Here is a 24034-nt window from a genome sequence, read left to right on the forward strand (position 1 = left end):
CCTCACCCCGCCAAGGCAACCTCGTCCTCAACTCGTGAAGGAATCCGATGGACTTCCGTACCATTCCACTTCCGGCCGGTGATTTCACCATCGGGAAGACGTTCAGCTTCGAGGCTGGCCACCGGCTGCCCGCGCTGCCGGAAGGCCACAAGTGCTCTCGCCAGCACGGGCACAGCTACGAGGTCGAAGTCATCCTCACCACCCCCTCGCTGGAAGAGCCTGGCTTCGTCACGGACTTCGGGGCACTCACACCGTTCAAAGAGTTCCTGAACACCGAACTCGACCATCACAACCTGCACGAGATTCTTCCCTTCGAGCCGACCTCGGAGCGCCTGGCTCAATTCCTGGCCTGGTGGTTCATCCAGAATCTTCAGCCCACCATCCCCGGCCGCTTGGTCGCCGTCCTGGTCCGCGAGACCCAGAGCAGCTGGGCCCGCTTCGATGTGGAGGGACGGTGACCGCATCCGAGCCGATCACTGACGAGCCGACGGCTGACGAAGGAGAATCCCGCCTGATCGTCGCGGAGTGTTTCGGTGCTGAGGTGCCGACCTTCCAGGGTGAGGGACCGAGCTGCGGGCACCCTGCTCTGTTCATCCGCCTGTCCCGGTGCAACCTGACCTGCACGAAGTGCGACACGAAGTACACCTGGGACTGGTCCCAGTTCGATCCGCGCAAGGAGTCTACGAAGCGGTCCGTGGCGGACCTGGTGGCCTGGGCCGCGTCCTCGCCGGTCGAACTGGTCGTTATCACCGGCGGCGAGCCGTTGATCCAGCAGGCACGGCTGGTGTCTCTCGTCCGGGGACTGATAGCAGCCGGCAAGCGGATCGAGTTCGAGACGAACGGCACCATCGCGCCCGCTCCCGAGCTGGTGGCCGACGGGGTCCGGTTCAACGTCTCGCCCAAGCTCGCCAGCTTCGGCGTCAAGGAGACCAAGAGCATCGTGCCAGCCGCGCTGGAGGCGTTCGTGGCCTCCGGGCGGGCGGCGTTCAAGTTCGTCGCTTCCACGGCGGACGACCTCGACCGTATCGCCGAGCTGGCCGACGCCCACAGGCTCGCGCCGGTGTGGGTGATGCCGGAGGGCACCACCCACGAGGTGATCACCGCGACCACCCGGGTCCTCGCGGACGCGGTCGCAGCCCGGCACTGGCACTTCACCACCCGCCTTCACGTGTTGGCCTTCGCGGACGCCCGAGGCCGCTGACCGCGCGCCACCACGCCCCATCCGTTCGTTCCCCCAGTCCCCGGAAACGAGAGACGCCCATGACGACCTCTATCGCCAGCCCGGCAGCGGCGCCGACCGCCGCCGTCCCCGGGCCCGCTGCGGTTATCGACACCGGCCGGGTCGCCGGCCTGATCCACCAGCTCTTGGCCGAGCTGGGCGAGGACCCCGCCCGCGAGGGGCTGACCGGCACGCCGGACCGCGTCGCGGCCTGGTGGAACGCCTTCCTGTCCCCGGACGGCGCCGCAACGGCCACCTGCTTCACCGAGTCCCAGCTGGGCGGTCAGCTGGTCATCGTGGGCGGTATGAGCGTGTGGTCGCTCTGCGAGCACCACATGCTGCCCATGAACTTGCAGGTCACGGCCGGATACGTGCCGGACGGCGAGGTGGTGGGCCTGTCGAAGTTCGGGCGGATCGCCCAGCACTTTGCCGGCCGACTGCAGGTCCAGGAACGCTTCACCCGCCAGGTCGCCGAATACCTCAACGGCGTGATCGGACACGAGGACGTCGCCGTCGCCGTGCGCGGCGTGCACCTGTGCATGAGCATGCGGGGCGTACGGATGGAGAAGGCCCGCACCACCACGGTGCACTCGGGCGGGCGCTTCGGTACCGACCCCGTTCTTTCCCAGCAGTTCCTCACCCTCACCACCGGGCTGTGGGGGGGCGCCGTGATCGGCACCACGGGCATCGACTTCTCCGTCATCGCTCCGCCTGCCTACCTGGAGCACTTCGTCGCCCAGGAGCCGGCCCGCGTCCACCACGTGGCCGCCCAACACGTGCTGTCCGACGAGACCTACCGGGGCTTCTTCGCTCGCGAGGCCGAGCGCGGCGCCGAGATCATCGTCGACAACGGGCTCTTCGACCTCGGCCACGCCCTGCCGGCGGAAAGCCTCGTCGAAGCCGCGCTGGCGGTGTCCGCGAGGGAGATCATCCTGCCGGACGTCATGCGGGACGGGGCCGCGACCTTGAAGGCGAGCGAGAAGGCCGCGCGAGAGATCCGGGAGCTGTCCGGCGATGCATTCCGGCTGTGCGCGGTGTTGCACGCCGCGGACGATGACGAGTGGCTGCGCACCTACGACGCCTTCGTGGCCAGCGACTGGGCCGGGTCCATCGCCCTGCCGGCTTCGCGTCGTCCGGATCCCGACGAGCAGCTGTGCCGCACCCGCTGGGTGGCGACCGCCTACCTGCAGGACCACGGCCTGGTCGACGATCTGCTCGTCTACCGGCTGCTCGGTCTGGGCCGGACCGGGCACCTGGAGCTGATCGAGCAGCGCGAGCACGAGTGGATCTCCTCCGTGGACGGCGCGGCCCCGGTCATCCTCGGCGCGATGGGCGTCGCCCTGCTGCCCGAAGGGCCGTACGAGAAGCCCTCCACGCCCCGGATCGAGAAGCTCGGCCCGATCCCCGAGGACCGGTTCGACCTCATCCGGAAGAACATCTCCGTCGTCCGCTCGGCGGCCGGCAGCACCGTGACGATCGCCGAGGAGCACCGATGACCCCCTTACTGGCCGACCCCGCCCCCGGGCTCCTGCGCGCCGCCCCGATCGAGCCGGCCGGGCACACCATGACCCACGCGAGGCTGCTGCGCTACCTGGAGATCAAGGTCCACCACCTCATCCAGGACCAGAACTGGGACAGCATCCGCGTCATCGGCGGCTACGACCGCACGGCGGTGGCCTCCCGGTACGAGAAGACCGGGAAGTTGTTCAACATCGAGCGGCCCACCGCAGAGGTCCACGGCCGTGACCTCGTCGTCAAGGCGTTCCCCGGAGCCGACTATGTCCAGCACTACGCCCTGATCATCGCCACGTACCTGGCCATGACCGGCCGCCCGGCCGACACCGTCACCTATCAGCCGCCCGAGCAGGAGGAGTGCCGAACGGCGCTCAACTCGCTTGGCCTGGAGCTGGACGGCGACCTGGTGATCGTCGGCTGGGGCCTTCAGTACCTCGCTCCCGAGAACGGAGTGTGGACCCGCGGGCCCGGCTACGCCTGGCAGCGCACCGAGGTCGCGGGCCGTCGCGTGGTTTACCTCGGGTTCCTCCACAGCATCTGGGGAGACGTGGCCGGACGGGTCGTCGCGCGCCTTGCCGAACTCGGCGCAGGCGATGTCGTCTACGTCGGCAAGGTCGGCTCACTGACCCCGGGCGTCGAACCGAACGCCTGGCTGGCGACCGGCAACACCAGCCTGGTGCGCGGGGCGATGGTGAGCTGGGACGACTTCTTCGGCGGCTACGCCGCCGCCCACGACGGGGTGCGCAGCGGCCTGCACGTCTCCTCCCCGTCGATCCTGCTGGAGAACCGCGACTGGCTTCTCCAGCACACCGCCTCGTACGCCTTCGTCGACCCGGAGATCGGCCCCATGGGGGCGGCGGCGCGCCAGGCGGGGATCAGATTCGGTTACCTCCACGTCATTTCCAACAACCTCGCCACCCACTATCCCGCCGACCTGTCCAATGAGCGTCACAGCGACGTCCTGCGCCAGCGCGCCGTCCTGGTGGACCGCATCCGCACCATCATCACCGGCCGCCTGACCGCCAGCCCGACCCACACCCTGGGAGAATCCAGATGACGGCGAACGCGCCGACCACCACCGCAGCCGGGAAGTTGATCACCTTCGTCGGCGGTGACGGGGCCGGCAAGTCCACCCTCGCCGCCCGCCTGCACCAGGCCCTCAACGACGCCGGCCACACGGCAGTCCTCATCGGCAAGCACAGCACCGACGTCCCCCAGGACCCGGAGCTGTCCGCCTACCTCGACCGCCTCAACGAGCTGGTCTACCGGCGCGACGCCCGCGTCGCCCAGGCATGCGGCGACCACTACTGGCTGCTGGCCCTGGCCTCCTGGTACACCCTGCAGGACCGGCTCGTCATCCAGCCGGCCCTCGCCGCGGGCACCCACGTGATCCTCGACAACGCGCACCACAAGATCCTCGCCCGGTACGCGGTCAACCCCGAGGTCTCCCCCCGCCTGTGCGAGCAGGTCTTCGCGCATCTGACGAAGCCGGACCTGGTGTTTTTCCTGAACATCGGTGCCCGCGAGGCTCTCGTCCGCAAGGGCTCGTTCACTTCCCTGGAGGCCGGCCACGCCGGCGGCGGTGACGAGGACTTCATCCGCTACCAGGACGCCGTCCTGGACCAGATGCGCGAACAGGCGGAGCGCGGCACCTGGCTGACGATGGACGTCGCCCAGTTGGACCGCGACCAAGTCTTCAAGGCCGCCGCCGCTGCCCTGGCCGACCGTCTGCACCTGACCGTCTGACCCGGCCCTCCCTCCCCGATCGACAAGGAACGCACCATGGACCAGGCCCTGCCCGCCAGCGGGACATACGTCTGCCACGGCATCACCTGGGCGAGCGGAGACCCCCGTCTTCTGCTCGCCCCCGTGACCGGCGGACCGCTTGTCTACGCCCCGGTCACGGGCAGGCGCCTGGGTTACCAGGTGAGCGGTACTGGCCGGTGGTGCACCGGCCGGTACCGGTTCGCCGACCGCGTCCGCGTCGAGGCAGTCGCCTGCCCTGACCGGGCCCCGGCCGAGTCCGGCGGCCAGTGCGCGGGCTGCGTTGGCCAGGACGACTTCCGCTTCGCCCACCGGTTCCACTCCGGCGGGCACGTTCCCGACGCCCTGGCGGCGTACATGGCCCAGCCGCACTGGCTGTACCTGGCGACGTTCGCCGACGGCACCACCAAGATCGGCACCGCGGCCGAACCCCGTAAGCGCTCCCGCCTCGAAGAACAGGGGGCCCTGATCGCCACCTACCTCGCCCGGAGTCCTGACGGCCGCGCCGTGCGGTTTCTGGAGGATGCCCTCACTCGCCGCCTCGGCCTGACGCAGACCGTGCGAGCCGCGGCCAAGCTGACGGCCCTGGCCGAGCTGCGCGACCTTGCCCCGGCCCGCGCCGCCCACCAGCAGCACCTCGACCGCGCCACCGAGGCCCTGAGCGGCCTGAACGTCCCGGCTACGCCGGAGCCGTGGACGCCGCCCGGCGAAGGCGACCTGCTGCGGACGCCGGAGACCGGGCGCGCCTTGTACCCGCACGACCCACGCGCGGGTGAACACGGACTGACAGTGCTCTCCTGCCTCGGCTCACAGGTCCTCGCCACCCTCGACGGCGACGGTGAACAACTGCCCTACCTGCTCGACCTCGGCACTCTCAAGGGCCGACGCATCGTCCTCGGCGCACAGTTCTCCTCACCGCCTGCCGCCGTACAGTCCGCGCTCTTCTGACCCTGCCCGAACGTCCAGCCTGCACTGCCGGGCCGCCCTGAGAAGCGAGGCCACACAAACATGGCACCCCACGACGCCATCCTCGGCTGGGACGAGGACAGCAACGCCGAGGCGTACGGCGCTTTCACCCGCGCCCACCCCATGTACAACGCGACCAGCCGCGACCTCGCCCGCCGAGGCCATCTGGCCAACGCCAGCCTGGTAGTCGACCTGTGCGGCGGCGCCGGCGCGACCGCCCGCGCGATCCTCGACCTGATCCCGGCCCGCGCCCGGATCGTCTCCGTCGACAACGCCGCCGCGATGCAGCGAGTCGGCCGCCGTACCCTGGCCGACGCCCGTCTGACCTGGATCACCTCCCCGGCCGAACGGCTCGCAGACCACCTCCACGCCAGCAGCGCCGATGCCGTGGTGTGCAACTCCGCGATATGGAAGACCGATACCGCCGCAGTGTTCGCGGCCGTCGCCCACATCCTGCGCCCAGGCGGGCACTTCGTGTTCAACATCGGCGGTGGCTTCGCCGGCGTCCGGCACCCCGACGAGCTGTCCGCCCGCACCGGGCCTTCCCTGAACGCCCTCATCCGCCAAGTCGCCGCTAAGGCCCACGGCTACACCCCACCGCCTCGTGATGCGGACAGGCCGCCGAAGCTGCCGCTGGAGACAGTCACCGAGCACCTGACCGCGGCGGGACTGACGGTCGTCGGCACAGAGGTCACCGCCCAGCACAGCACCATGGCCGAGAAGAAGGCGTGGCTGTCCATCCCGGTCTTCGCGCGGCCCGAGGGCGACTTCACCCACGCCCAGCGGATGCAGATCCTCGACACCGCCTACGCCATGACGACCCCCGATGCCCCGGCCGTAACGAGCTGGCTCGTCGTCGTCGCCCAACGGCCGGAGGCCGCTGCCTAATGCTGTTGTCAAGCCACGAGACGGAGAGGTGGCCGGGCCTCGTAGGGGCGTCGGTCGCGCAGGATGGCGTAGAGAACGTTGATCTTGCGCCGGGCCAGGGCGATCAGGGCCTGATGGTGTCGTTTGCCTTCGGATCGTTTGCGGTCGTAGAAGGCACGCGAGGTGGGGTCGCGCTGGATGGAGCAGAACGCGGCCTGGTAGAAGACCCGTTTGAGGGCCTTGTCGCCTCCGGTCGCGCTGCGCGAGTAGCGGATTTTGCCGGACTGGGAGAGGACCGGGGACAGTCCGGAGGCGGCGGCCAGCGCGTCGCCGCTGGTGAAGCGGCGGATGTCGCCGACGGCCGCGAGGAATTCCGCGGTGAGGCCGGCCCCCATCCCCGGCAGGCTGCGGATGAGGGCCCCGTCAGGGTGGCTGGTCACCAGTTTTTCGATCTCGGCTTCCAGGGCCTTGACGCGGTGTTTGCCGGCCAGCAGCTCGTCGGCGAGTTCGCGGATGAGCTGGGCGGTGCGGCGTTCGCCGGGCAGGGCGGCATGCTGGGCGAGCGCGGCGGTGTGCGCCGCGTCGGCCAGTGGCTGTGCGGTGGTGGTCTTGACCCCGTGCCGGTGCAGGTAGCCGGCGATCCGTGCGGTGCCCGCGCGGCGGATCTCGGCCGGTGTGACGTAGTGGCCCAGCAGGATGAGCCCGGACTGGTTGGTCGGGTCGACGGCCCGTTCCAGGCCGGGGTGGATACCGGTGAGCAGGTCGCGCAGCCGTGCGGTGCGGGCGGTGGCCTCCTTGACCAGCGTGGTGCGGTGGCCGACCAGCAGCCGCAGTTCCACGGCGCTGTCGTCGGGCAGCTCGACGGTGCGCAGGTCGTCGCGGAGCATGACCTGTTCGGCGATGACTTTGGCGTCACGGGGGTCGGACTTGTTCTCGCCGCCCCTCGTCGCGCGGCGGGCGCGGTTGACGGCCAGGCCGGGGACGTGGACGACGTGGAAGCCCGCGGCCAGGAGCATGGCGGTCAGCAGGGCGGCGATGCCGCCGAGGATGTCCAGGCCGACGGTGACGGGGCCGTGTTCGGCCTCGATGGTGTGCAGTTCGCCGATGGACTTGTCGATGGCGTCGGGTGTGTTGTCGACCCGGTGGCTGAGGAGTTGGTGTCCGCGGTCGTCGGTGACCGCGAGCCAGTGGAATTCCTTGGCGATGTCGAAGCCTGCGTTGGCGGTCATGGTCCCCTCCCGGTGCAGCGTGCGGCGCGACTCCTTCCGCCTGTCCTCGCCCTACTCAGCGATCGTTCGCAGTGCCTAATCAGCAGTCCGGAAGAAGTGGCGGGGCAGGGGGACCAGCGGCCTGAGCCATCGAGGGCGGCCAGCATGAAAGCCATCCCTGCCCCACCCGCGCAGTCCCAGAGTCGCGAACTCTCGGGACGCACTCAAGAAGGTAGGGCCGCATGACCCCGGCAGTCCCGGCTCCCGGCGGCAGGGTCCGCCTCTGTGACCACGCAAGCGTCGGGGTACTGATCTCCTCCCCGAGCGGCCTCCTGATGTTCGAGCGGGCGACCCCTCCGGCCGGAATCGCCCCGGTCGCCGGCCACATCGATGAGCATGGCGGCCCCGAACAGACCGCCCGCAACGAGGTCACCGAAGAGGTCGGTCTCACCATCACCCACCTGCACCTGCTGCTGGACCAGTGGCGGCCCAACCGCTGCCGCCGCACGCCCAGCGGTCCGGTCGGCCACCACTGGTGGATCTTCCAGGCCGAGGTCTCCGGGCCGCTGTGCCCCTCCCCCCGGGAGGTCCGCGCCCCTCGGTGGATCCACCCCGACCAGCTGCAGCAGCACGCGCTGCGGACCGCCGCGTACGCCAATGGGTGCCTGGACCGTAAGGAGTTCGAGCGCGAACCCGGCCTGGAGCCGGTGTGGTGCCGCTTCTTGCACGACCTTGAGCTCGTCACCCTGCCCGCGGCCGACCTCGATCGGATCGAGGCCGTCCTGTGAACGGCGACCAAGGGTCTACCTCAGCGGGAGCCGACCGCCCGGTCGGCCGCGAGGCGGCGAGCGTGCGCACGGATCCGCTCACGGTCCTCGGGGAAGACGCTGTCCCAGTCGGCGTCCAGACGGAACCATGCCGCCGGCTGGTTCTGCTCCCCGGCGAGCGGTACGTCACGTCCGACGACCGCGGCATAGGACAGGCCCAACGTCGGAGACCAGTCGGCCCGGTAGGAACGCACCGCCACGGCTGCGGGCTCGGGCAGCAGGTCGCTGCGCAGGCCGGTCTCCTCCAGCAGCTCTCGTACCGCCGCCGCACGCGGCGCCTCGCCCGGCTCCACCTTGCCGCCGGGCGGCACCCATCCGCGCACGCGGTGCTTGACCAGCAGGACGTGCTCGAAAGCAGGGTCGGTGACCCACACCTCGGCCGCCAGCGGCTCCATCGGATGCCGACGGGCTTCCTCCAGCCAGGCCCGTGCACCGTCGAACTCCCATGCGGCGAGGCGGGCATCCGCAACAGCCTCGTCCAAGATCACCTGACCGACTTCACCATGACTCACTCGTCCCACCCTAGGCCGACGAACCGGCCGGACGTCGCAGCGACGAGCAGGCAGCCATCCGGGGGTGTCCGGCCGACCCGGTGGCCCCTTCGGGCTGCAGAGCGATCACCCGTGGCGCCCGCTTCACACGAAGGAGTCCAGCGTGCACGATGAGCAGCCCTCGGAACGGGGAGCCTGGGTCGTCCTCGGCGGCGTCCACCTCCTCAACCGCACCGCGCCACGACGACCAGACGAGCCGATCGTGCTCGTACGGGTGCCGCCGCAGGAGGTGTGCCGGCCGGCCACCACCGTGATCGTCCGCTGGAACGCGCTGGGGCCCTGTCCGGCCGAAGCGCTGCACCTCGGCGGCACCCGGCTCGGGGCGGTCAGGATCGACGGCGGCGAACTGTTCCCCGACGCCATCGCCGGCCCCGCCCTGCGCGGCCTGGTCGGCACCGAGGCCGCCCCTGGCCTGGTGCCGCTGTGCTACCTGGCTGAACACCCCGGCGGCGGCTACCACGCGTACGCGCAGATTCGCTTCCACCCCGAGGACGCCTGTTTCGTCCGCACCACCCGAGAACCAGTCGGCCATGGCCCGGTCGAGGAACTGCGCTGGCTCGGGCCCGTGCTGGCGGCGCACGCCGAGTCGAGCACGGCGCTCAACAACCACCTGCGGTACTTCCGCAAGCACTTTTCCGGGACCGAGCTGGAGTTCAAGTACACCCTCGACCCGGCACCGGACATCTGGTCCGCGTCCATGGAACTGCTCAAGGCACTGCGCGACGGCAAGCTGGAAGACTGCCGTCCGGAGTACCGGGAAGAGTTCCAGATCCACCACACCGAGAACTATCTGTTCGACGTCACCGGCCCTGAGCCTGAGATCGGCTACGCCTCCTTCATCCCCACCGTCACCGCCGGGCACGTGCTCAAGCGCAAGTGGTTCACCGAGGACGCCTTCGCCCGCCGCGAGGAACTCACCCTTGGCCTCGACATCACCCCCGACTGCTTCGAGACGTTCCTGCGTGAAGACCTGAGCCTCCAGGTCCGGGCCATGCCGCCCTTCCAGCGCGTCCGCTACGACATCCAGTGCGAGTCGATGCGCACCGGACACGTCTACGGCATCTTCCTCGACCGCTGCGCCCTCCTGGCGGCACCCGAAGTCGTGCTCTCCCAGTGCGAGCTGGAGTACCTCCGCTCGCGCAGCATCCTCGACCACGACCAGGACGAGGTCCTCCTCGAGATGAAGCGGATCGATCACTGGCTCTGCGAATACCTCGCCAGTCACGGCTGGGCGACCGAGCACACCTTCTACTCCAAGCGCAGCTTCCTTCGCGACGCCATCGCCCTCCGCCCGGACCTCGCCACGCCATGACCGACCAGGCGGCCCTCGGCAATCCCCCGCAGGAGGTATCGCAACCCATATGAGTGATCGAACACAGCATCACAGCCCGCCCCACCCGACCACAGAAGGAGAGGGCTCGGTATTCGAAATCAGGTTCTAGATTTCGCCCGCCTCCACCCGTTACGGCGACAGCAGACCCGCCGTTACCCGATCACCTGTCCGCATCCCGCCCCGAGGAGCCCCCATGCATCCCGTACGCCGCCCTGCCCTCGTTCATCCTGCGTTCGAAAACACCACTGCCTCCTCGGACACCAGCCTTCACCTCGCCTCCGACCGCGCCGCCCTGCTCTCCGACGGAGCACGACCGGATACCAGGTACCTCGCATGACGGACTCCACTCGTCTTCCCTCCCCCCTCCACGCCTGGGCGGAGAGCGTGCTGGGCCCCCTGGACGATGTGCGGGTCTCCTCGCACGACCGCGACAACTCTCAGGTATGGAGGGTGACTGGACCCACCGGCTACCACTACGTGAAAGTGGCGCCCAAACCGATCCTGTATACGCGGGAGACCCGTGCCTACCGGGTGGCCGTTCCTCACCTCGGTCACGGCAATGCCCCGGTGCTGCGAGACAGTTCCGCGGAGCTGCTCGCCCTGATCCTGACCGCCGTGGACGGCGAGCCGTTGAAGGAAGAGGAGTCACCCGCGCGCCGCCGCACGGCCCACCGGCAAGCCGGCCAACTCCTGCGCCGCTTCCACGACGCGATGACCGGCCCCCTGGTCCAGCCGGAAGCCGGCGCAGTCGTCGAGAACACGGTGGCCGGCCTGGACAAGCACCTCGCCGAGGCCGGCGACCACCTGTCCACTACGGAAGCCGACCTGCTGCGGCGCCTGGTGAGCGCGCCGCCCGGCTGCGGACCGCTACCGGCCGGGTGGCGGCACGGGGACTTCTGGGAGCGCAACCTGCTCTGGAACGGCCAGCGCTGCGCATTGATCGACTTCGAACGCAGCGAACCGGGCCCCCGTGTCACCGACTTCGTCAAACTCGCCACCTCGCTGTGGCCGGACCATCCCGAACTGCGGACCGCCCTGTTCGAGGGGTACGGCCGGCCTCCGTCCGAGACAGAGGAATACGCGCTGACCGCGTTCGCAGCAGCTGACGCCGCCAACGCCCTCGCCTACGGCCCCCGGCACGGCGATCCGCTCGTGACCGCGCGCGGCCGGCGCACCGTCGAACGCCTGCTACAGGAGGGCCGCCTGTGAGTGACGCGCCTCACCTGCTGATCGCTGACGTGGCCCAAGTCCTGCTCCGCTCGAACGGCGCAGCCCTGTGCGTACGTCGCAAACCGGAGGCGGCCCTCGCACCGGGACAACTCACCGTCGTTGGTGGCCATCTGGAAGCCGGTGAACCGCTCGACCACGCCGCGCGGCGCGAAGCGGAAGAAGAGACGGGGGTCCGCATCAGCGCCGAGCAACAGGAGTTCTGCGGCCTCATTCACCACCACGACTCCGGCGACGGCCCGGACCGGATCACCGCCGTCTTCGTCGCCCAGTCCTGGGCGGGCGAGCTGCACAACGCCGAGCCGGATAAGCACGAGGGCTTGTTCTGGGTGTCGATGGAGAAGCCCCCGCCGGACTGCCACCCGTACACCACCGCCATCTTCCACATGATCACCCACGGCCCGTCCTACCGGGCTCTGAACTGGCCGACGCAGGGAGGAAGCGAGTGAAGCGATTCTTCGGCAAGGTCCACATGGCGGAGCCCCAGGTATCCGAGGCAGAACGCGAGCTCTTCGGCGGGCCGTTGCGCTACGACATGGGCTGGTCCCAACACGAGCACGCGGGCCTGGACTTGACCATGCGATCAGCGCTGCGCCAGATGCCCAGACTCGTCGGCGCTGCCCTGCGGATGGCCTGGAGCGCGGATCGCCGCGCGCTCGTGGCAGTGGCGATCAGCGAACTCGGCCAGGGCATCGCCGCCGCGGTCGGCCTGCTTGCCATCAACGCGGTCATGCACGCGCTGTTAGGGGGCGGAGACGCTGTCGAGCGGCTACACGCCTTGCTGCCGGGACTGCTCGCCGCCGCGGGCGTCGCCGTCGTCAACTCCGCTCTGGCCGGCTGGTCGACCTCTCGGGCCGGCCGTTTGGAGCCAAAGGTCGAGCGGATCGCCACCACGCAGTACCTGGCCGCGGCCACCGCCGTCGAACTCGAAGCCATCGACGACCCGGACTTTCGGCGTCTGATCGACATCGCCCAGTACGGGCCCGCCTCCGCGCGCCGCATGATCGGCGCCTGTGTCTCCGCGCTGAACAGCAGTATCTCGCTGATCGCCACGGCCGGTGTGCTCACCGTCCTGCATCCGGCGCTGCTGCCCATGCTGCTGGTCATCGCCGCGCCCCGGGGTTGGGGCGCCATGCGGGTGGCACAGGAACGCTACGTGTCGATGATGAGCTGGATCGAGCACCTGCGGGCCAGCCGCCTCATCGGCAACCTCCTCACCGAACGCACCGCCTCACAAGAAGTGCGCATCCACGCCGTCGGTCCCTTCCTCCTCGACCGGTACCGGCGCATGGCCGCCAGCGCAGAGGCGGAGCAGGAGCGTCTGGCCTCCAGCAAGGCCGTCACCGAATGGGTCGCCTCCGCGCTGTCCGGACTGGCAATGGCCGCCACCTACGGAACGATGATCTGGCTGATCATGGCCGGGCACATGAGCCTCGCCGTCGCCGGCACCGCCGTGATCGCGGTGCGGACCGGGTCGGCGAGCCTGGGCGCCCTGGTGATGAACATCAACCAGCTGCACGAAGAGTCCCTCTACGTCAAGGACCACGAACAGTTCCTGGTCGAAGCCGCCCAACGCGCCATCCCCCAGACCGGCAACCCCGTTCCAGACCAGGTCAAGCAGGTCTCCCTAGAGCACGTCACCTACCGGTATCCCGACCGCGACGCACCGGCCTTGGACGACGTCACGCTCACCTTCCCCATGGGGTCGGTCACCGCCGTCGTGGGCGAGAACGGCTCCGGCAAAAGCACCTTGATGAAGATCCTGTCCGGTCTCCTGCTGCCTCACGACGGCACCGTGAAGTGGGGCGAGGCCGACATCTCCGGGCTCGAACGCGCCGAGGTCTTCCACCGCGTCTCCCTGCTCACCCAAGACTTCCAGCGCTGGCCTGTCACGGCCGCGATGAACATCCGCATCGGCCGTCCCGACCACGACGCCTCGGCCCACGACCTGCAGCAGTCCGTCGACTACGCCGGAGCCGGGCCCGTCACCGCCAAACTCCCCAACGGTCTGGACAGCATGCTCGGCCGCATGTTCCGCGGAGCCATCGAACTCTCCGGCGGGGAATGGCAGAAAGTGGGTCTGGCCCGCACCCACTGGCGCAGCTCAACATCGCAAGCGGACAGCGTTCTCATCGTCGACGAGCCGACCTCCGCCCTCGACCCCGAAGCCGAGATCGCCGCCTTCGACCGCATCCGCCGCCTCGCCGCCCCGCACCGAGCCGTCGTCCTGGTCACCCACCGCATGTCCGGCGTTCGCCACGCCGACCACATCTACGTCCTCAACCAAGGGCGCCTCACCGAACACGGCACGCACAACGAACTCATCGCCGCAGGTGGCCGATATGCCGCCATGTTCGACACACAGGCCGCCCAGTACGCCCCGCCCCCGAACGTCCCGAAGCCTGCTTCGCCCAGCGTCGTAGACAAGGCATGACCGCCTCACCGAAAGGCATAGCCATGTCCTCCTCCCTCCGCCCGCCAGCACGAGTTGCCTCGCAGTCCGTCCTGTCATCAGGGCAGTACGCCGCAACCCGGCACGCGGTGTGGCTCGGCACCGCCGCGATCATCACCGACCAGGTCGGCCGCGTCCTGCTGGTCCACCCGACCTACCGCGAGGACGACCAGTGGCTGCTGCCCGGAGGAGTCGTCGAACCCGGCGAACACCCACACCTCGCCTGCCGGCGCGAGATCACCGAGGAACTGGGCCTGCCGGATCTGGCCCTCTCGAGCGTGCTCGCCATCCACTCCCTCTCACAGCACCACCCAGACATCGGGCCCGGCACACCCTGCCCCGGAGAGATCCGGTACGTCTTCGACGGCGGAACCCTCACCCCCGACCAGGCGAAGGCGATCCGCCTGCCCCGAGAGGAGCTGTCCGAGTACGCCTTCCTCGAAACCCGGGACGCGGTGCAGCGGCTGCGCCCCGTGGACGGGCAGATCATGCTCGCCGCCTACCGTGCCCGGCTGGGGAACACCGCCACCGCGCACCTCGCTGACGGCCGGCACATTCTCGATGTCCCGGCGCTGGACCACCATGACGTCCACATCCGCTACCGCCCCCTGTGGGACAGTCCCCTCAACCGCGGCCCCGTGCCCGAGCAGCTCCCCGTGCAGCAAGCCTGGGCGTGGTGCTTCGTTCCCGACGGCCGGGTCGTCCTCGTTGCCGACCCTGGCCCTCGGGGTGCCCTGGCCATGCTGCCCGGCGGCACCGTGGAGAAGACCGACGCGACGCCCGAGGCCGCCCTCCACCGGGAAGCCGCCGAAGAAGCCCAGCTCACTCTGACCGATCCGGTGCGACTGGGCTGGGTGCTGGACGAGACCGGCGAGGTCTACGGCGGAGTGGGGCCCAACGCCCGGCTCCGCCTGGCCGCCCGTGTCACCGACATCGGGCCGGCGGCCGTCGACCCCGCCACAGGCCACCCCTTCGCACGCCTGCTTGCCACCCCAGCCCAGGCAGCCGCCCTGCTGGGATGGGGCCCTCCCGGAGCACGGCAAGCCGAACTCGCTGCGGAGACCGCTCGGAAGCGCTGGGGCCTTCCTGTCGCTTCCACCGCCGCGATGGAGGAAGTCCCCGCGGAGGGGATGCGGCTGAGCTGACACGAACGACCACCCCGCCTCAATTCGTCCCGCGCTGCGGCCCCCGAGGTGCCAACATGCCGCGCCGGGCGCAGTCCCTGGGGCCAGGCAGACGTCACCGCAGTTCGACGAGACGTACTGCGGCTTCGCCCGGCGTGCCTGAATTCGCGAACTCCACCTTGGTCGACCAAAAGGACAACCGTGACGACCCCACCGGCTACCGAACTCAGCGACGTGAGCGAGCTTCGCCACCAGCTCGTCGAGCGACTCCGCGCCGACAGCCACATCCGCACCGCTGCTGTCGAGCGCGCCTTCCGCGCCGTTCCCCGGCACGCCTTCGCTCCCGACGTCGCTGTGGAAGCGGCGTACGCCAACGACATCATCCCCACCCGCCACGCGCCCGACGGCCGGGTGATCAGCTCCGTCTCCGCGCCATGGCTCCAAGTCGACGTGCTCGAAGCAGCCCGCATTCGGCCTGGCCACCGCGTCCTTGAGATTAGCTCCGGCGGCTACAACGCCGCCCTCATGGCCAGCGGCGGCGACTACGCCGCCATGTTCACCCTTCAAGCCAGCGGCTACCAGCCCAGCACCGCCACAGCCGAGGAGGCGGGCTGGTGAACCCCTCCGCCACCAGTCGACCGCTCACCGGGCCCCGTGAAGGACACGCGTCCACGTCGTTGTGGCGGCACCGCGACTTCCGTCGCTACCTGACCGGCCAGACCGCCAGCGTGGCGGGAAGCTCGATCAGCTCGATGGCGATCCCGGTGCTCGCCGTACTCCACCTGGACGCCACCCCCGGCCAGGTGGCCTGGCTGGCGTTCTGCGGGCAGCTGCCGCCCGCCCTGCTCGCTCTGCACGCCGGTGCGCTCGCCGACCGGCACTCCAAGCGACGGCAGATGATCACCGGTGACCTCGTCAGCGCCACGGCACTGGCAACAGTGCCAGTGGCTGCGGCCCTGGAGGAGCTGACCCTGGCGCAGCTCATGGTTGTCGCCGTGGTTCACGGGGCCGCGGGCGTGCTGCACGACGCGGCGGCGATCAGCCTGCTGCCGACGCTGGTCGATCGGTCCCTGATCCAGCGGGGCAACAGCCGCATCGGGGGCCTGTTCGCGATCGCGGCGACCGGTGGCAGCAGCCTCGGCGCCGCGCTCACAGCGCTGCTCGGCCCGGCCCGCGCCCTCCTCGGAGACGTCGGCTCCTACCTCCTCAGTGCCTGGTGCACCGCCCGCATCCAGGCCCGCGAGACGACCCCGGCGCGGACCAAGCAGCGCCGGCTGCGGACGGAGATCACCGAGGGCCTGCGATACGTGCGCGACGACCACCGGCTGAGCGTGCTCACCTGGGTCAACGCCACCACGTCGCTGGCCCTAGCCGCGCTCAACACGCTGTGGGCGCTGTACCTCCTGCGAGTCCTGGAGATGAGCGCGACCGCCTTCGGCGTGGTCCTGGGGATCGGCGCCCTGGGCGCGGCGGCCGGGGCTCTGTCCGCCCCGGCCATCGCGCACCGGTTCGGACCCGGTCCGATGATGCTCGGCGCGCTCGCGCTCACGCCGCTCACCCAGGTCCCGCTGCTGCTGGCCTCGCCAGGGCTCGGCTGGGAGATCGTAATCGGCGCAGCGTTGTTCCTTCAGCTGGCCTGCGCGGGTGCGGCGGGCACCACCCAGCGGTCGATCCGGCAGATCATCACCGAGGACTGCATGCAGGCCCGGATGCAGGCTGTGAGCACCTGGCTGACCTCGGGCGCCCGGCCGTTGGGAGCGCTGCTAGCCGGCGGACTCGGCACCTGGGCCGGAGTACGCCCCGCGCTGATCGCCGGTGGGTGCCTGCTCGTCGTACCGCTTGTGGTCCTGGCCCGCTCGCCGCTGCGCGCCCTGCGACAGATGCCCTCCACTCCGCGCACACCGGAGGGCACGGGCCACACTGCGGGGCAGCCGCCTGCCGCTGCCAGGCCGACCGTGCCTGCGCCGGGGCCTGCGCCCGCCGAGGAGGGCGCAGGGCGCGATGGACGGAGGCATGCCGTGACTTACCTGAACACCGGAGGTGCGGAGGTCCGGCCGACCGCCCCCGCGCTCCCCGAACCGCGCCCCGCCCCGCCCTCCCCCGCCGCGACGGATGCGCAGGTCGTGGCCGCACGGACAGAGATGGTCGCCCGCCTGGAGGAGGCCGGTGACCTTCAGACCGGTGCCGTGCGCGATGCGCTGCTCGCCCTGCCGCGCGAGACGTTGATGCCCCAGGCGTACGTGCGGCGCAGCGCCCCCGACGAACCGCCGCGCTGGGAGCTGCTGGACTGGTCCCGCCCCGACGACCGGGAGGAGCTGCTGGGTCTTCTCCACAGCGGGGACAGCGTGTCCATCCAGCACGAGGGCGAGCCAATCCTCAACCGGGCCCCCGGCGTCCGGTCCGGGGGCGCCATGACGGCGATGTCGAGCACGATGGGCATGACCGCCGACCTGTTGCAGCGCCTGGACCTGCGCCGCGGCCAGCGTGTGCTGGACGTCGGCACCGGGGCCGGCGTGACCGCGGCCGTGGCCAGTTTCATCTGCGGCCACAACGGCGTCGTCACGCTCGACATCGACCAGCACGTCAGCGAGGCCGCCCGCGCACGTCTGATGGCCTTGGGGTACCAACCTGCCGTGGTCACCGGGGACGGCCTGAGTGGCTGGCCCGAGTTGGGCCCGTACGACCGGATCTTCGTGTCCTTCGCCGTACCCCGGATTCCGCCGGCCCTGGTTGCCCAACTCGCGCCGGGCGGACGTGCGCTGATGACACTGGGCACCTCCTCGCCGTCCTGGCCGGGCCTGGCAGTGATCACCAGAACCCCGACCGGCGCTGTGGAGGCGAAACTGGTCGCGGTGGAGTTCGGGCATCGCCGCGGCGCGGGCTTCGAGCGGCTGTTCCTGTCCGCCGCCTTCCGCAAACAGATCGCCGCATCCGAAGGCGGCCGGACCCGGCCCAGCCGGCTGGAGCCTCCGGCGGACACCGACCGAGGCATGTGGCTGGCCCTCGACCACCTCCACCCCGGGCTCGTCCGCGACCGCAGCGCGGAAGACCTGACGATCGGCGCACCCCGGTGCGGCTCCTGGATGCGAGCACGCCCCGTCGGCCACCGACGCTGGGAGGTCACCACCTTCGGGCCGCGCGACATCTGGGCAGAGATCCATTACGTCGCCGACCGCTGGCTCGCGGCCGGCTCACCGCACACCTACCGGCTAGAGATCGACGCCGACGGCGCCCAGCGGGTGACCAGCCGCTGCCGCGCCCTGTGCTGGACGCTGACCGACGCCTCTCACACCGATACGGGGGCGACAGGCGAGCCTGACCCGCACTCCGAGAAGGGCGACAGCCATGCACACTGATTCCACAACAGCCACCAGCACCGCCGTCATCCTCACCAACAGCCGCGGGCAGTACCTGCTGCACCTGCGCGATGCGAACAAGCCGATCTGCGATCCGGGCACGTGGTCGCTGATCGGAGGAGGCCCCGAAGGACAGGAGACGCCCGACGAGGCGATCGTCCGCGAGCTCCGCGAGGAGGCCGACCTCGTCATCCCCCACCTGACGTTCTTCACCACGGTGGAAGCTTCGGGCCCCCACGTCACCGAGGGCCGGATCCAGGTCTACGAGGGCCGGTGGGACGGGGACGCCGACCGGCTGCCGGTCACCGAAGGCATCATGTTCCGCTGGTTCGACGTGGACACCATGGTCCACCTCTCTATGTGTCCCTGGGCGTACGAGGCGATCCTCGCCCACCGTGCGAAGAACCCCCTCAGCGAGATCGCGCCGGTACCCGAGCAGCGGCCCGGGGCATCACAGGGCGGTGCGGGGGCCGTGAGGAACGTGATCGGTGCCCACCTCTACCTGGAGCGCGACGGGCACACCCTGCTCGGACTACGCCATCCCGACATCGCGTACGCCGCCGAACAGTGGCACGCGCTCGCCGGACACGTCGAGCGGGAATCGGTGCGGTCCTGCCTGGTCAGGGAGGCGGTCGAGGAGGCCGGTCTCGTCATCAGGCCGGAGGACCTGGACCTGGTGCACACGGTCCACCTTCTCGACCACGCCGATGCGGAGCCGCGCATCCAGCTCTTCTTCAGGGCGTCGGCGTGGTGCGGAGAGCCGGAGGTGCGGGAACCGGACCGGTGCGTCCGCTGGGAATGGTGGCCGCTCGACCACCTGCCAGAGCCGATGGTGCCCTACACCCGTACCGCCATCGACGGCATCCGCTCCGGCCGCTCCTACTCAGAGATGGGATGGGCGTGAACGTCGAAGCACGAGTGCCCAACCGCCTCGACGCACCGCCCGTGTTCACCGTGCTGCTGGCCCGCCGGCCCGGGACGGTGTCGTGAGCGGCGAGCTGCGGCACCGGGAGCCGGTCGACGTCCACCTGATCCTGCGCCGTGACAGCGCCGCCGGCCCCGAGGTCCTGCTGTCCCGCCGCGCCGGGGACGTCTACGCCTCGGGCATGTGGCACCTGCCCTCCGGTCACCTCGACGGACCTCACGAGGATGTCGTCGGCGCCCTGATCCGTGAGGCGTACGAGGAGACCGGCGTCGTCATCGACCCAGCGGAGGTCCGCTTCGCGGTGACCGTGCACCACCGCAGTCCTGGTGGTGGTGCACGGTCCGGGGTGTTCTTCGAGGTCCGCACCTGGCAGGGCACTCCCGCAGTCCGGGAGCCGGCCGTCTGCGACGCGATGGACTGGTTCGCTCTCGACGCACTGCCGGAGCCGATGGTCGCATACTGCCGTGCCGGGCTGGACACCTACCGGACGGGCCAGGCGATGGCCGTGCACTTCCAGCAGCCCGGCGACCCGATCGCCTACGACCCGGCCCTCAACCGGTGCCGCCCCGTCCCCACGGCCGGAGTGGTCGGGCCGGATGCCCGACTGCGGGAGTTCACCGAGCGAGCTGTCGGTCGCGTCACCGGCTGGACGGACGTCTCCTGGGCGCGGGAGGGCAGCCAAGTGTGGCGAGCTGTCGGTGCCGAGGACGGGGAGTGGTTCGTCAAGCTGCACCAGAACGATCGCTTCCACCAGCGGGAGGTGTCCGCGTACCGCACCTGGGTCCCGGACCTGGGCGTTGCCGCACCACGCCTGGTCGCCGTCGCTGAGGAGCTGCGGGCTGCCGTCATCACCGCGGTACCGGGCCGCTCCCTGCACGGCGCCGTCCACCCACCCGCAGAACAGCGGCGGATCTTCCACCGCATCGGTGAGCTCGCGGCAGCCATCCACCGCAGCGCCCCGGCCCGGCCGGTGACTGGCGCCACCGCGCCCCTGGGGAAGTGGGAGCGGCACCTCGACGCCGCGCGGCGGCACCTCGGCCCCGGAGACGAGGAGTTCGTCCGGTGGTGGTGAAAGCCGCAGCATTGCCTCCCCTGGAGACGGGGCCCACGCATGGCGACTTCCAGCTGCGCAATCTGCGCTGGGACGAGGCCAGCGGGAGCCTGTACGTGATCGACTTCGAGCGGAGCGAAGACGGCCCGGCCGTACGGGACTTCGTGCGCCTGGCCGACGCCTGGGCAGGCCGGCCGGACCTGTACGAGGCCGTGATGGACGGCTACGGCCGCCCGCTCACCCCGGCTGAGGAGGAGCACCTGGCCGTCCTGGCTGCCCTGGACGCCGTCTCCGGCATCCAGTACGGCGCCGCCCACGGCGATCCGGAGCTCGTCGAACGGGGCCGCCGCACCCTGGCCCGCCTGCGCTCAACGGGCCGCCCTTGAACACCGCATCGTCCACCGCACCACACCAGTTGAGGAGCAGCACCGTGGGATACACCCACCGCGAGGAGTGGCAGCAGCACTACGCCGACGGGAAGAACTTCCGGCAGGTCGGTGACGCCGAGCGGGCTGTGTTCGCCGAGCACACGCCCGTCCCCGAAGGCGGCGGTCGGACGCTCGACGTGGGATGTGGCACCGGCGAACTGGCCGCCTACCTCGCGTCCCTCGGTTACGCCGTGGACGCCGTCGACTTCGCCGGCAGCGCGATCGCCCGGGCCCGCGAGGAACACCCGGAAGCGGAGGGAGTGCGCTGGCTACAGCTGGACATCGAGAACGACGACCCGGCAGAGCTGCACCAGGAGGGATACGACCTGATCAGCCTGCGCCTGATGTATCCCTTCCTGCGCGACCGCAGCCGCGTCCTGCACGCCCTCGGCGAGCGGCTGCGGCCCGGCGGCGCACTCGTGGTCATCACCCCGGTGGTCGAGCACACCCCCGCGGAGCGGCGGGACATCGCCCTCGACGAGGACGAGATCGGCCTGCTCACCGCCGACTGGAAGCAGGTCGTACGGTTGGAAGCGGACGAGCTCACCGTCCTCGTTCTGCGCGGCTCCTGCCACAGGGACACCACGGCGGTCGAGAGGCGGCAACCACCCACTGGTCACGCCGTGACCGGAGCCCTCGCGGTCGTCACCGACGAGGCTGGGCGGGTCCTACTCGGCCGCTCGCGTCGGGGCATGTGGGAGCTGCCCGGCGGCAAGACCTCCGGACCGGAGGACTTCGCCGCGGCGGCGGTCCGCGAACTCGGTGAGGAGACTGGCCTAACCGCTTCGGCCTCGGACGCGTATGTGGTGACGATGCTCGCCGACGACAGCCACGGCGTGCCCCGGCTCACGGCCGTTGTCCGGATCACCGCCTGGTCGGGGACCCTCACCAACCACGAGCCGAAGTTGTTCGACCGGTGGGAGTGGCATGACCTGCCCGCCCTGTCTTGCGTCGGCGACATCTTCACCCCTGCCGTACAGGCAGTGGCCGCCATCTGGCCCGGGATCATCCGCGACCTGCCGCCCGTCCACGCCTACCCCCTCGCCGTCGACCAGCCGCCCGTGCCCGGGGAGCCAGCCGAAGCCGCCCGGCTCCGCCACGAGATGGCCCAGACGGTCATCAACGGCGGCTGGGCCCCCTCCGAACAGGTCCAAGAGGCGCTGCGGACCGTGCCCCGCCACCGCTTCGCCCCGGAAGCGAACCTCGCGACCGCGTACGACGGCGGCGACCGGGCCGTGATCACCCGGCGGGACGAGACCGGAGCGGCGATCAGCTCGGTGTCCGCAGCCTGGCTCCAGGCCGACATGATCGAAAGCCTGCACCTTCAGCCGGGCGCGATCGTCTTCGAGGCCGGGTCCGGCGGTTACAACGCCGAACTGATCGCCCACGTAGCCGGAACCGAGGGGCGCGTGGTCACCGTCGACATCGACCCGTGGGTCGTGCGCCGCACCCGCCGGTTCACCACGGAGGCCGGCAGCGGACGCGTCACCGTCGTCGAGGCCGACGCGGCCCTCGGGGCACCCGCACACCTCGTGCCGCGCGGCGGCTTCGACGGCAGCCTGATCACCTACAACTGCTGGGACATCGCCCCGGCCTGGTGGGAGCAACTGGCGGAGGGCGGACGCCTGGTTCTGCCGCTGGAGATCGGCGGCTACACCCGGGCGATCACGCTCGAGCGGCGCGGCCACGTGCTGCACGCCCGCCACTTCACGTACTGCGGCTTCGTCCGTGACCAAGGGCAGCACGCCCGCACCGTCCCGGTCGCCGACCTCCTCGACGGTGAGCTGACGCTCCGCTTCGAGAACGGCATCGCCGCCCCGACAGCCGGTTTGGAGGAGGCGTTGCTCGGGCCTCGGCACGAGCTCGGCACCGGCGTGACCATGGGGGCGGGCGCCTATTTCGGCTCCCTGCAGCTGTATGCGGCCACCACCCTGCCCACGTTCTGCCGACTGGCCGCGCACCAGGACACGGAAACAGGCGTCACCGGCATCGCGAAGGACCGTGACACGCCGGCGATCGTCGGCGACGCCTCGCTTGCCTACCTGATCAACGTCCCGACCCGGTATGGCGAGCGCCCCGAGGACAAGGAGTGGGAGTGGTTCGTCCATGCCTTCGGGGAGCAGGGCCCGCAGCTCGCCGAGCAGTTGGCGGCCACAGTGCGGGCATGGGACCGCCACGTGCGCGCCGACGACAACAGCAAGCACGCTGATCCGATCCTGACGGTCCACCCCGCCGGCACGCCCGACGACCTGCTGCCCGCCGGGGACGTCCTGGACAAGGAGCACAGCCGCCTGGTGTTCCGGTGGCCGGGCCGCAACGGGCACCTTCCGGGCCCCGCCCGGCACACCGACGCGATCGCCGCGGCCACGGGAGAAGCATGGCCATCTGGCTGAACGGACCGTCCGGCTGAACGGCCCCCATCAGGACACCCGCCCATCCTCTGCTCCCTGCCGACCAGACAGGACCACCGTCCCGGGAGATGCCCGTGTTGCCCAGTCTGCTCGCCGTCTTCGCTCACCCGGATGACGAGTCCCTCCTCGCCGGCGGCGTGCTCGCCCAGCACGCCGCTGTCGGGCATCGCTCAGTGCTTCAGTATCTCGATCAAGATTTCAGCGAGTTGTTCAGTATCTTGCATATTGCTTCAGCGGCTCCCGGATGGGCCGCCAGGGGAGGCGATGGGAGTTGTCGGCGAGCCGAACGACTCTCCAGGGGATGGACGGGGGAGCGAAGGTCATCCGGCGAGGACGCTGAGGGGGCTGTGCGGGGGTGGGCGTGGCGGGCATCGCTCTGTGCAGTGCCGTACGCCGGGGTTGGGCAGCGCGAGGCTGCTACTCGTCGACCGGTCGGCCGAGGTTGTCGGGAAGCAGTTCGTGTACGGAGACACCGAGGGCGTCCGCGATGGCGTAGAGGCGGTCCACGGAGACGCTGTGCCGGGCGCTTTCCACTTCTGCGTAGAAGGAGCGGTCCAGTCCGGCCGCCTTGGCGGCGGCCGTCTGCGTCAGCCCCGCACGCTCCCGTACCTCGCGCAAGCGGCGGCCGAAGGCGACGCGGCGCTCGGCGGTGAGGTCGCTGGTGGTCGGCACACGAAGAAGGTACTGCATCGCTGTGTAGGGTATATCCTACACAGCGGCCCGAAAAGGCCGTTGAGCTGCGTGTTTGATGGGGGTAGAGCGTGTCCGCGGCCGAGTCTGAGTCGCTTTCGATTCCGGTGGATAGGTCCG

At 70.3% G+C, this 24034-nt stretch carries 20 protein-coding genes and 1 pseudogene; 18 read left to right on the forward strand and 3 right to left on the reverse strand.

Annotated elements, in window-relative coordinates; translation table 11 throughout:
* Window positions 1-47: 47 nt before the first annotated feature.
* Genes FEF34_RS04530 through FEF34_RS04565 form a run of 7 tightly spaced genes read left to right on the forward strand, consistent with a single transcriptional unit; the run spans window position 48 to window position 6352 of the window.
* Window positions 48-458 (forward strand): 6-pyruvoyl trahydropterin synthase family protein, encoded by a 411-nt coding sequence (locus tag FEF34_RS04530; protein WP_138051966.1) that lies wholly within the window; start codon window positions 48-50, stop codon window positions 456-458.
* Window positions 455-1201 (forward strand): 7-carboxy-7-deazaguanine synthase QueE, encoded by a 747-nt coding sequence (locus tag FEF34_RS04535; RefSeq protein ID WP_138051967.1) that lies wholly within the window; start codon window positions 455-457, stop codon window positions 1199-1201. The genes FEF34_RS04530 and FEF34_RS04535 overlap by 4 nt, the downstream gene beginning before the upstream one ends.
* Window positions 1202-1260: 59 nt before the next feature.
* Window positions 1261-2715: a GTP cyclohydrolase I gene (gene folE / locus FEF34_RS42575; protein ID WP_234042269.1), complete on the forward strand. Its 1455-nt coding sequence runs from the start codon at window positions 1261-1263 to the stop codon at window positions 2713-2715.
* On the forward strand, window positions 2712-3791 hold the full coding sequence (locus FEF34_RS04550; protein ID WP_138051968.1) for a hypothetical protein: 1080 nt from the start codon (window positions 2712-2714) through the stop codon (window positions 3789-3791). The genes folE and FEF34_RS04550 overlap by 4 nt, the downstream gene beginning before the upstream one ends.
* Window positions 3788-4480 (forward strand): dTMP kinase, encoded by a 693-nt coding sequence (locus FEF34_RS04555; protein ID WP_138051969.1) that lies wholly within the window; start codon window positions 3788-3790, stop codon window positions 4478-4480. Before FEF34_RS04550 ends, FEF34_RS04555 begins: the two co-directional genes overlap by 4 nt.
* 36 nt (window positions 4481-4516) lie before the next feature.
* Window positions 4517-5446 carry a DUF2797 domain-containing protein gene (locus tag FEF34_RS04560; RefSeq protein WP_138051970.1) on the forward strand — a complete coding sequence of 310 codons (930 nt, stop codon included), beginning with the start codon at window positions 4517-4519 and terminating at the stop codon, window positions 5444-5446.
* A 60-nt stretch (window positions 5447-5506) separates the two neighbouring features.
* Window positions 5507-6352: a class I SAM-dependent methyltransferase gene (locus tag FEF34_RS04565; RefSeq protein ID WP_138051971.1), complete on the forward strand. Its 846-nt coding sequence runs from the start codon at window positions 5507-5509 to the stop codon at window positions 6350-6352.
* A gap of 8 nt (window positions 6353-6360) precedes the next feature.
* Here the strand turns inward: FEF34_RS04565 and FEF34_RS04570 are convergent, their stop codons facing one another.
* A complete protein-coding gene (locus FEF34_RS04570; RefSeq protein WP_138051972.1) occupies window positions 6361-7560 on the reverse strand; it encodes an IS110 family RNA-guided transposase in 1200 nt (399 codons plus the stop codon).
* A gap of 221 nt (window positions 7561-7781) precedes the next feature.
* Between FEF34_RS04570 and FEF34_RS04575 the strand changes: the two genes are divergently transcribed.
* Entirely contained in the window at window positions 7782-8327 is a 546-nt protein-coding gene (locus FEF34_RS04575) for an NUDIX hydrolase (RefSeq protein ID WP_138051973.1), read from the forward strand.
* A 20-nt stretch (window positions 8328-8347) separates the two neighbouring features.
* Here the strand turns inward: FEF34_RS04575 and FEF34_RS04580 are convergent, their stop codons facing one another.
* Window positions 8348-8878, reverse strand: a complete 531-nt coding sequence (locus FEF34_RS04580; RefSeq protein WP_234042270.1) for an NUDIX domain-containing protein — start codon at window positions 8876-8878, stop codon at window positions 8348-8350.
* Window positions 8879-9020: 142 nt separating this feature from the next.
* Between FEF34_RS04580 and FEF34_RS04585 the strand changes: the two genes are divergently transcribed.
* The 10 genes and pseudogenes from FEF34_RS04585 to fxlM all read left to right on the forward strand — a co-directional run bounded on the left by FEF34_RS04585 (window position 9021) and on the right by fxlM (window position 23206).
* Window positions 9021-10229, forward strand: a complete 1209-nt coding sequence (locus FEF34_RS04585; RefSeq protein ID WP_138051974.1) for a hypothetical protein — start codon at window positions 9021-9023, stop codon at window positions 10227-10229.
* Between the two features lie 354 nt (window positions 10230-10583).
* Window positions 10584-11459 (forward strand): aminoglycoside phosphotransferase family protein, encoded by an 876-nt coding sequence (locus FEF34_RS04595; RefSeq protein ID WP_138051975.1) that lies wholly within the window; start codon window positions 10584-10586, stop codon window positions 11457-11459.
* Entirely contained in the window at window positions 11456-11926 is a 471-nt protein-coding gene (locus tag FEF34_RS04600) for an NUDIX domain-containing protein (RefSeq protein WP_138051976.1), read from the forward strand. Before FEF34_RS04595 ends, FEF34_RS04600 begins: the two co-directional genes overlap by 4 nt.
* Window positions 11923-13911 carry an ABC transporter ATP-binding protein gene (locus FEF34_RS04605; RefSeq protein WP_407698253.1) on the forward strand — a complete coding sequence of 663 codons (1989 nt, stop codon included), beginning with the start codon at window positions 11923-11925 and terminating at the stop codon, window positions 13909-13911. Before FEF34_RS04600 ends, FEF34_RS04605 begins: the two co-directional genes overlap by 4 nt.
* A gap of 23 nt (window positions 13912-13934) precedes the next feature.
* Entirely contained in the window at window positions 13935-15074 is a 1140-nt protein-coding gene (locus FEF34_RS04610; RefSeq protein WP_138051977.1) for an NUDIX hydrolase, read from the forward strand.
* A 180-nt stretch (window positions 15075-15254) separates the two neighbouring features.
* Window positions 15255-15671, forward strand: a complete 417-nt coding sequence (locus FEF34_RS04615) for a class I SAM-dependent methyltransferase (RefSeq protein ID WP_138051978.1) — start codon at window positions 15255-15257, stop codon at window positions 15669-15671.
* Window positions 15668-18409: an MFS transporter gene (locus tag FEF34_RS42580; protein WP_234042271.1), complete on the forward strand. Its 2742-nt coding sequence runs from the start codon at window positions 15668-15670 to the stop codon at window positions 18407-18409. Before FEF34_RS04615 ends, FEF34_RS42580 begins: the two co-directional genes overlap by 4 nt.
* The gene (locus FEF34_RS04630) at window positions 18399-19313 is read left to right on the forward strand and encodes an NUDIX hydrolase (protein WP_138051979.1); all 915 of its coding nucleotides are present in this window, start codon (window positions 18399-18401) and stop codon (window positions 19311-19313) included. The genes FEF34_RS42580 and FEF34_RS04630 overlap by 11 nt, the downstream gene beginning before the upstream one ends.
* A gap of 82 nt (window positions 19314-19395) precedes the next feature.
* A pseudogene (locus FEF34_RS04635) lies at window positions 19396-20771 on the forward strand (phosphotransferase).
* Window positions 20772-20815: 44 nt separating this feature from the next.
* Window positions 20816-23206 (forward strand): methyltransferase, FxLD system, encoded by a 2391-nt coding sequence (gene fxlM, locus FEF34_RS04640; RefSeq protein ID WP_138051980.1) that lies wholly within the window; start codon window positions 20816-20818, stop codon window positions 23204-23206.
* 435 nt (window positions 23207-23641) lie between these two features.
* Here fxlM and FEF34_RS04650 read toward each other — a convergent pair whose 3' ends face one another.
* On the reverse strand, window positions 23642-23896 hold the full coding sequence (locus tag FEF34_RS04650; RefSeq protein WP_171052816.1) for a helix-turn-helix domain-containing protein: 255 nt from the start codon (window positions 23894-23896) through the stop codon (window positions 23642-23644).
* Window positions 23897-24034 lie beyond the last annotated feature (138 nt).

Origin of the sequence: Streptomyces marianii, assembly GCF_005795905.1 — a bacterium.
GTDB lineage: Bacteria > Actinomycetota > Actinomycetes > Streptomycetales > Streptomycetaceae > Streptomyces > Streptomyces marianii.

Bases quoted from the DNA above. Each gene is read 5' to 3' on its own strand.
- FEF34_RS04530 (WP_138051966.1), top strand. From the start codon at position 48: ATGGACTTCCGTACCATTCCACTTCCGGCCGGTGATTTCACCATCGGG.
- folE (WP_234042269.1), top strand. From the start codon at position 1,261: ATGACGACCTCTATCGCCAGCCCGGCAGCGGCGCCGACCGCCGCCGTC.
- FEF34_RS04550 (WP_138051968.1), top strand. From the start codon at position 2,712: ATGACCCCCTTACTGGCCGACCCCGCCCCCGGGCTCCTGCGCGCCGCC.
- FEF34_RS04555 (WP_138051969.1), top strand. From the start codon at position 3,788: ATGACGGCGAACGCGCCGACCACCACCGCAGCCGGGAAGTTGATCACC.
- FEF34_RS04560 (WP_138051970.1), top strand. From the start codon at position 4,517: ATGGACCAGGCCCTGCCCGCCAGCGGGACATACGTCTGCCACGGCATC.
- FEF34_RS04565 (WP_138051971.1), top strand. From the start codon at position 5,507: ATGGCACCCCACGACGCCATCCTCGGCTGGGACGAGGACAGCAACGCC.
- FEF34_RS04570 (WP_138051972.1), bottom strand. From the start codon at position 7,560: ATGACCGCCAACGCAGGCTTCGACATCGCCAAGGAATTCCACTGGCTC.
- FEF34_RS04575 (WP_138051973.1), top strand. From the start codon at position 7,782: ATGACCCCGGCAGTCCCGGCTCCCGGCGGCAGGGTCCGCCTCTGTGAC.
- FEF34_RS04595 (WP_138051975.1), top strand. From the start codon at position 10,584: ATGACGGACTCCACTCGTCTTCCCTCCCCCCTCCACGCCTGGGCGGAG.
- FEF34_RS04610 (WP_138051977.1), top strand. From the start codon at position 13,935: ATGTCCTCCTCCCTCCGCCCGCCAGCACGAGTTGCCTCGCAGTCCGTC.
- FEF34_RS04630 (WP_138051979.1), top strand. From the start codon at position 18,399: ATGCACACTGATTCCACAACAGCCACCAGCACCGCCGTCATCCTCACC.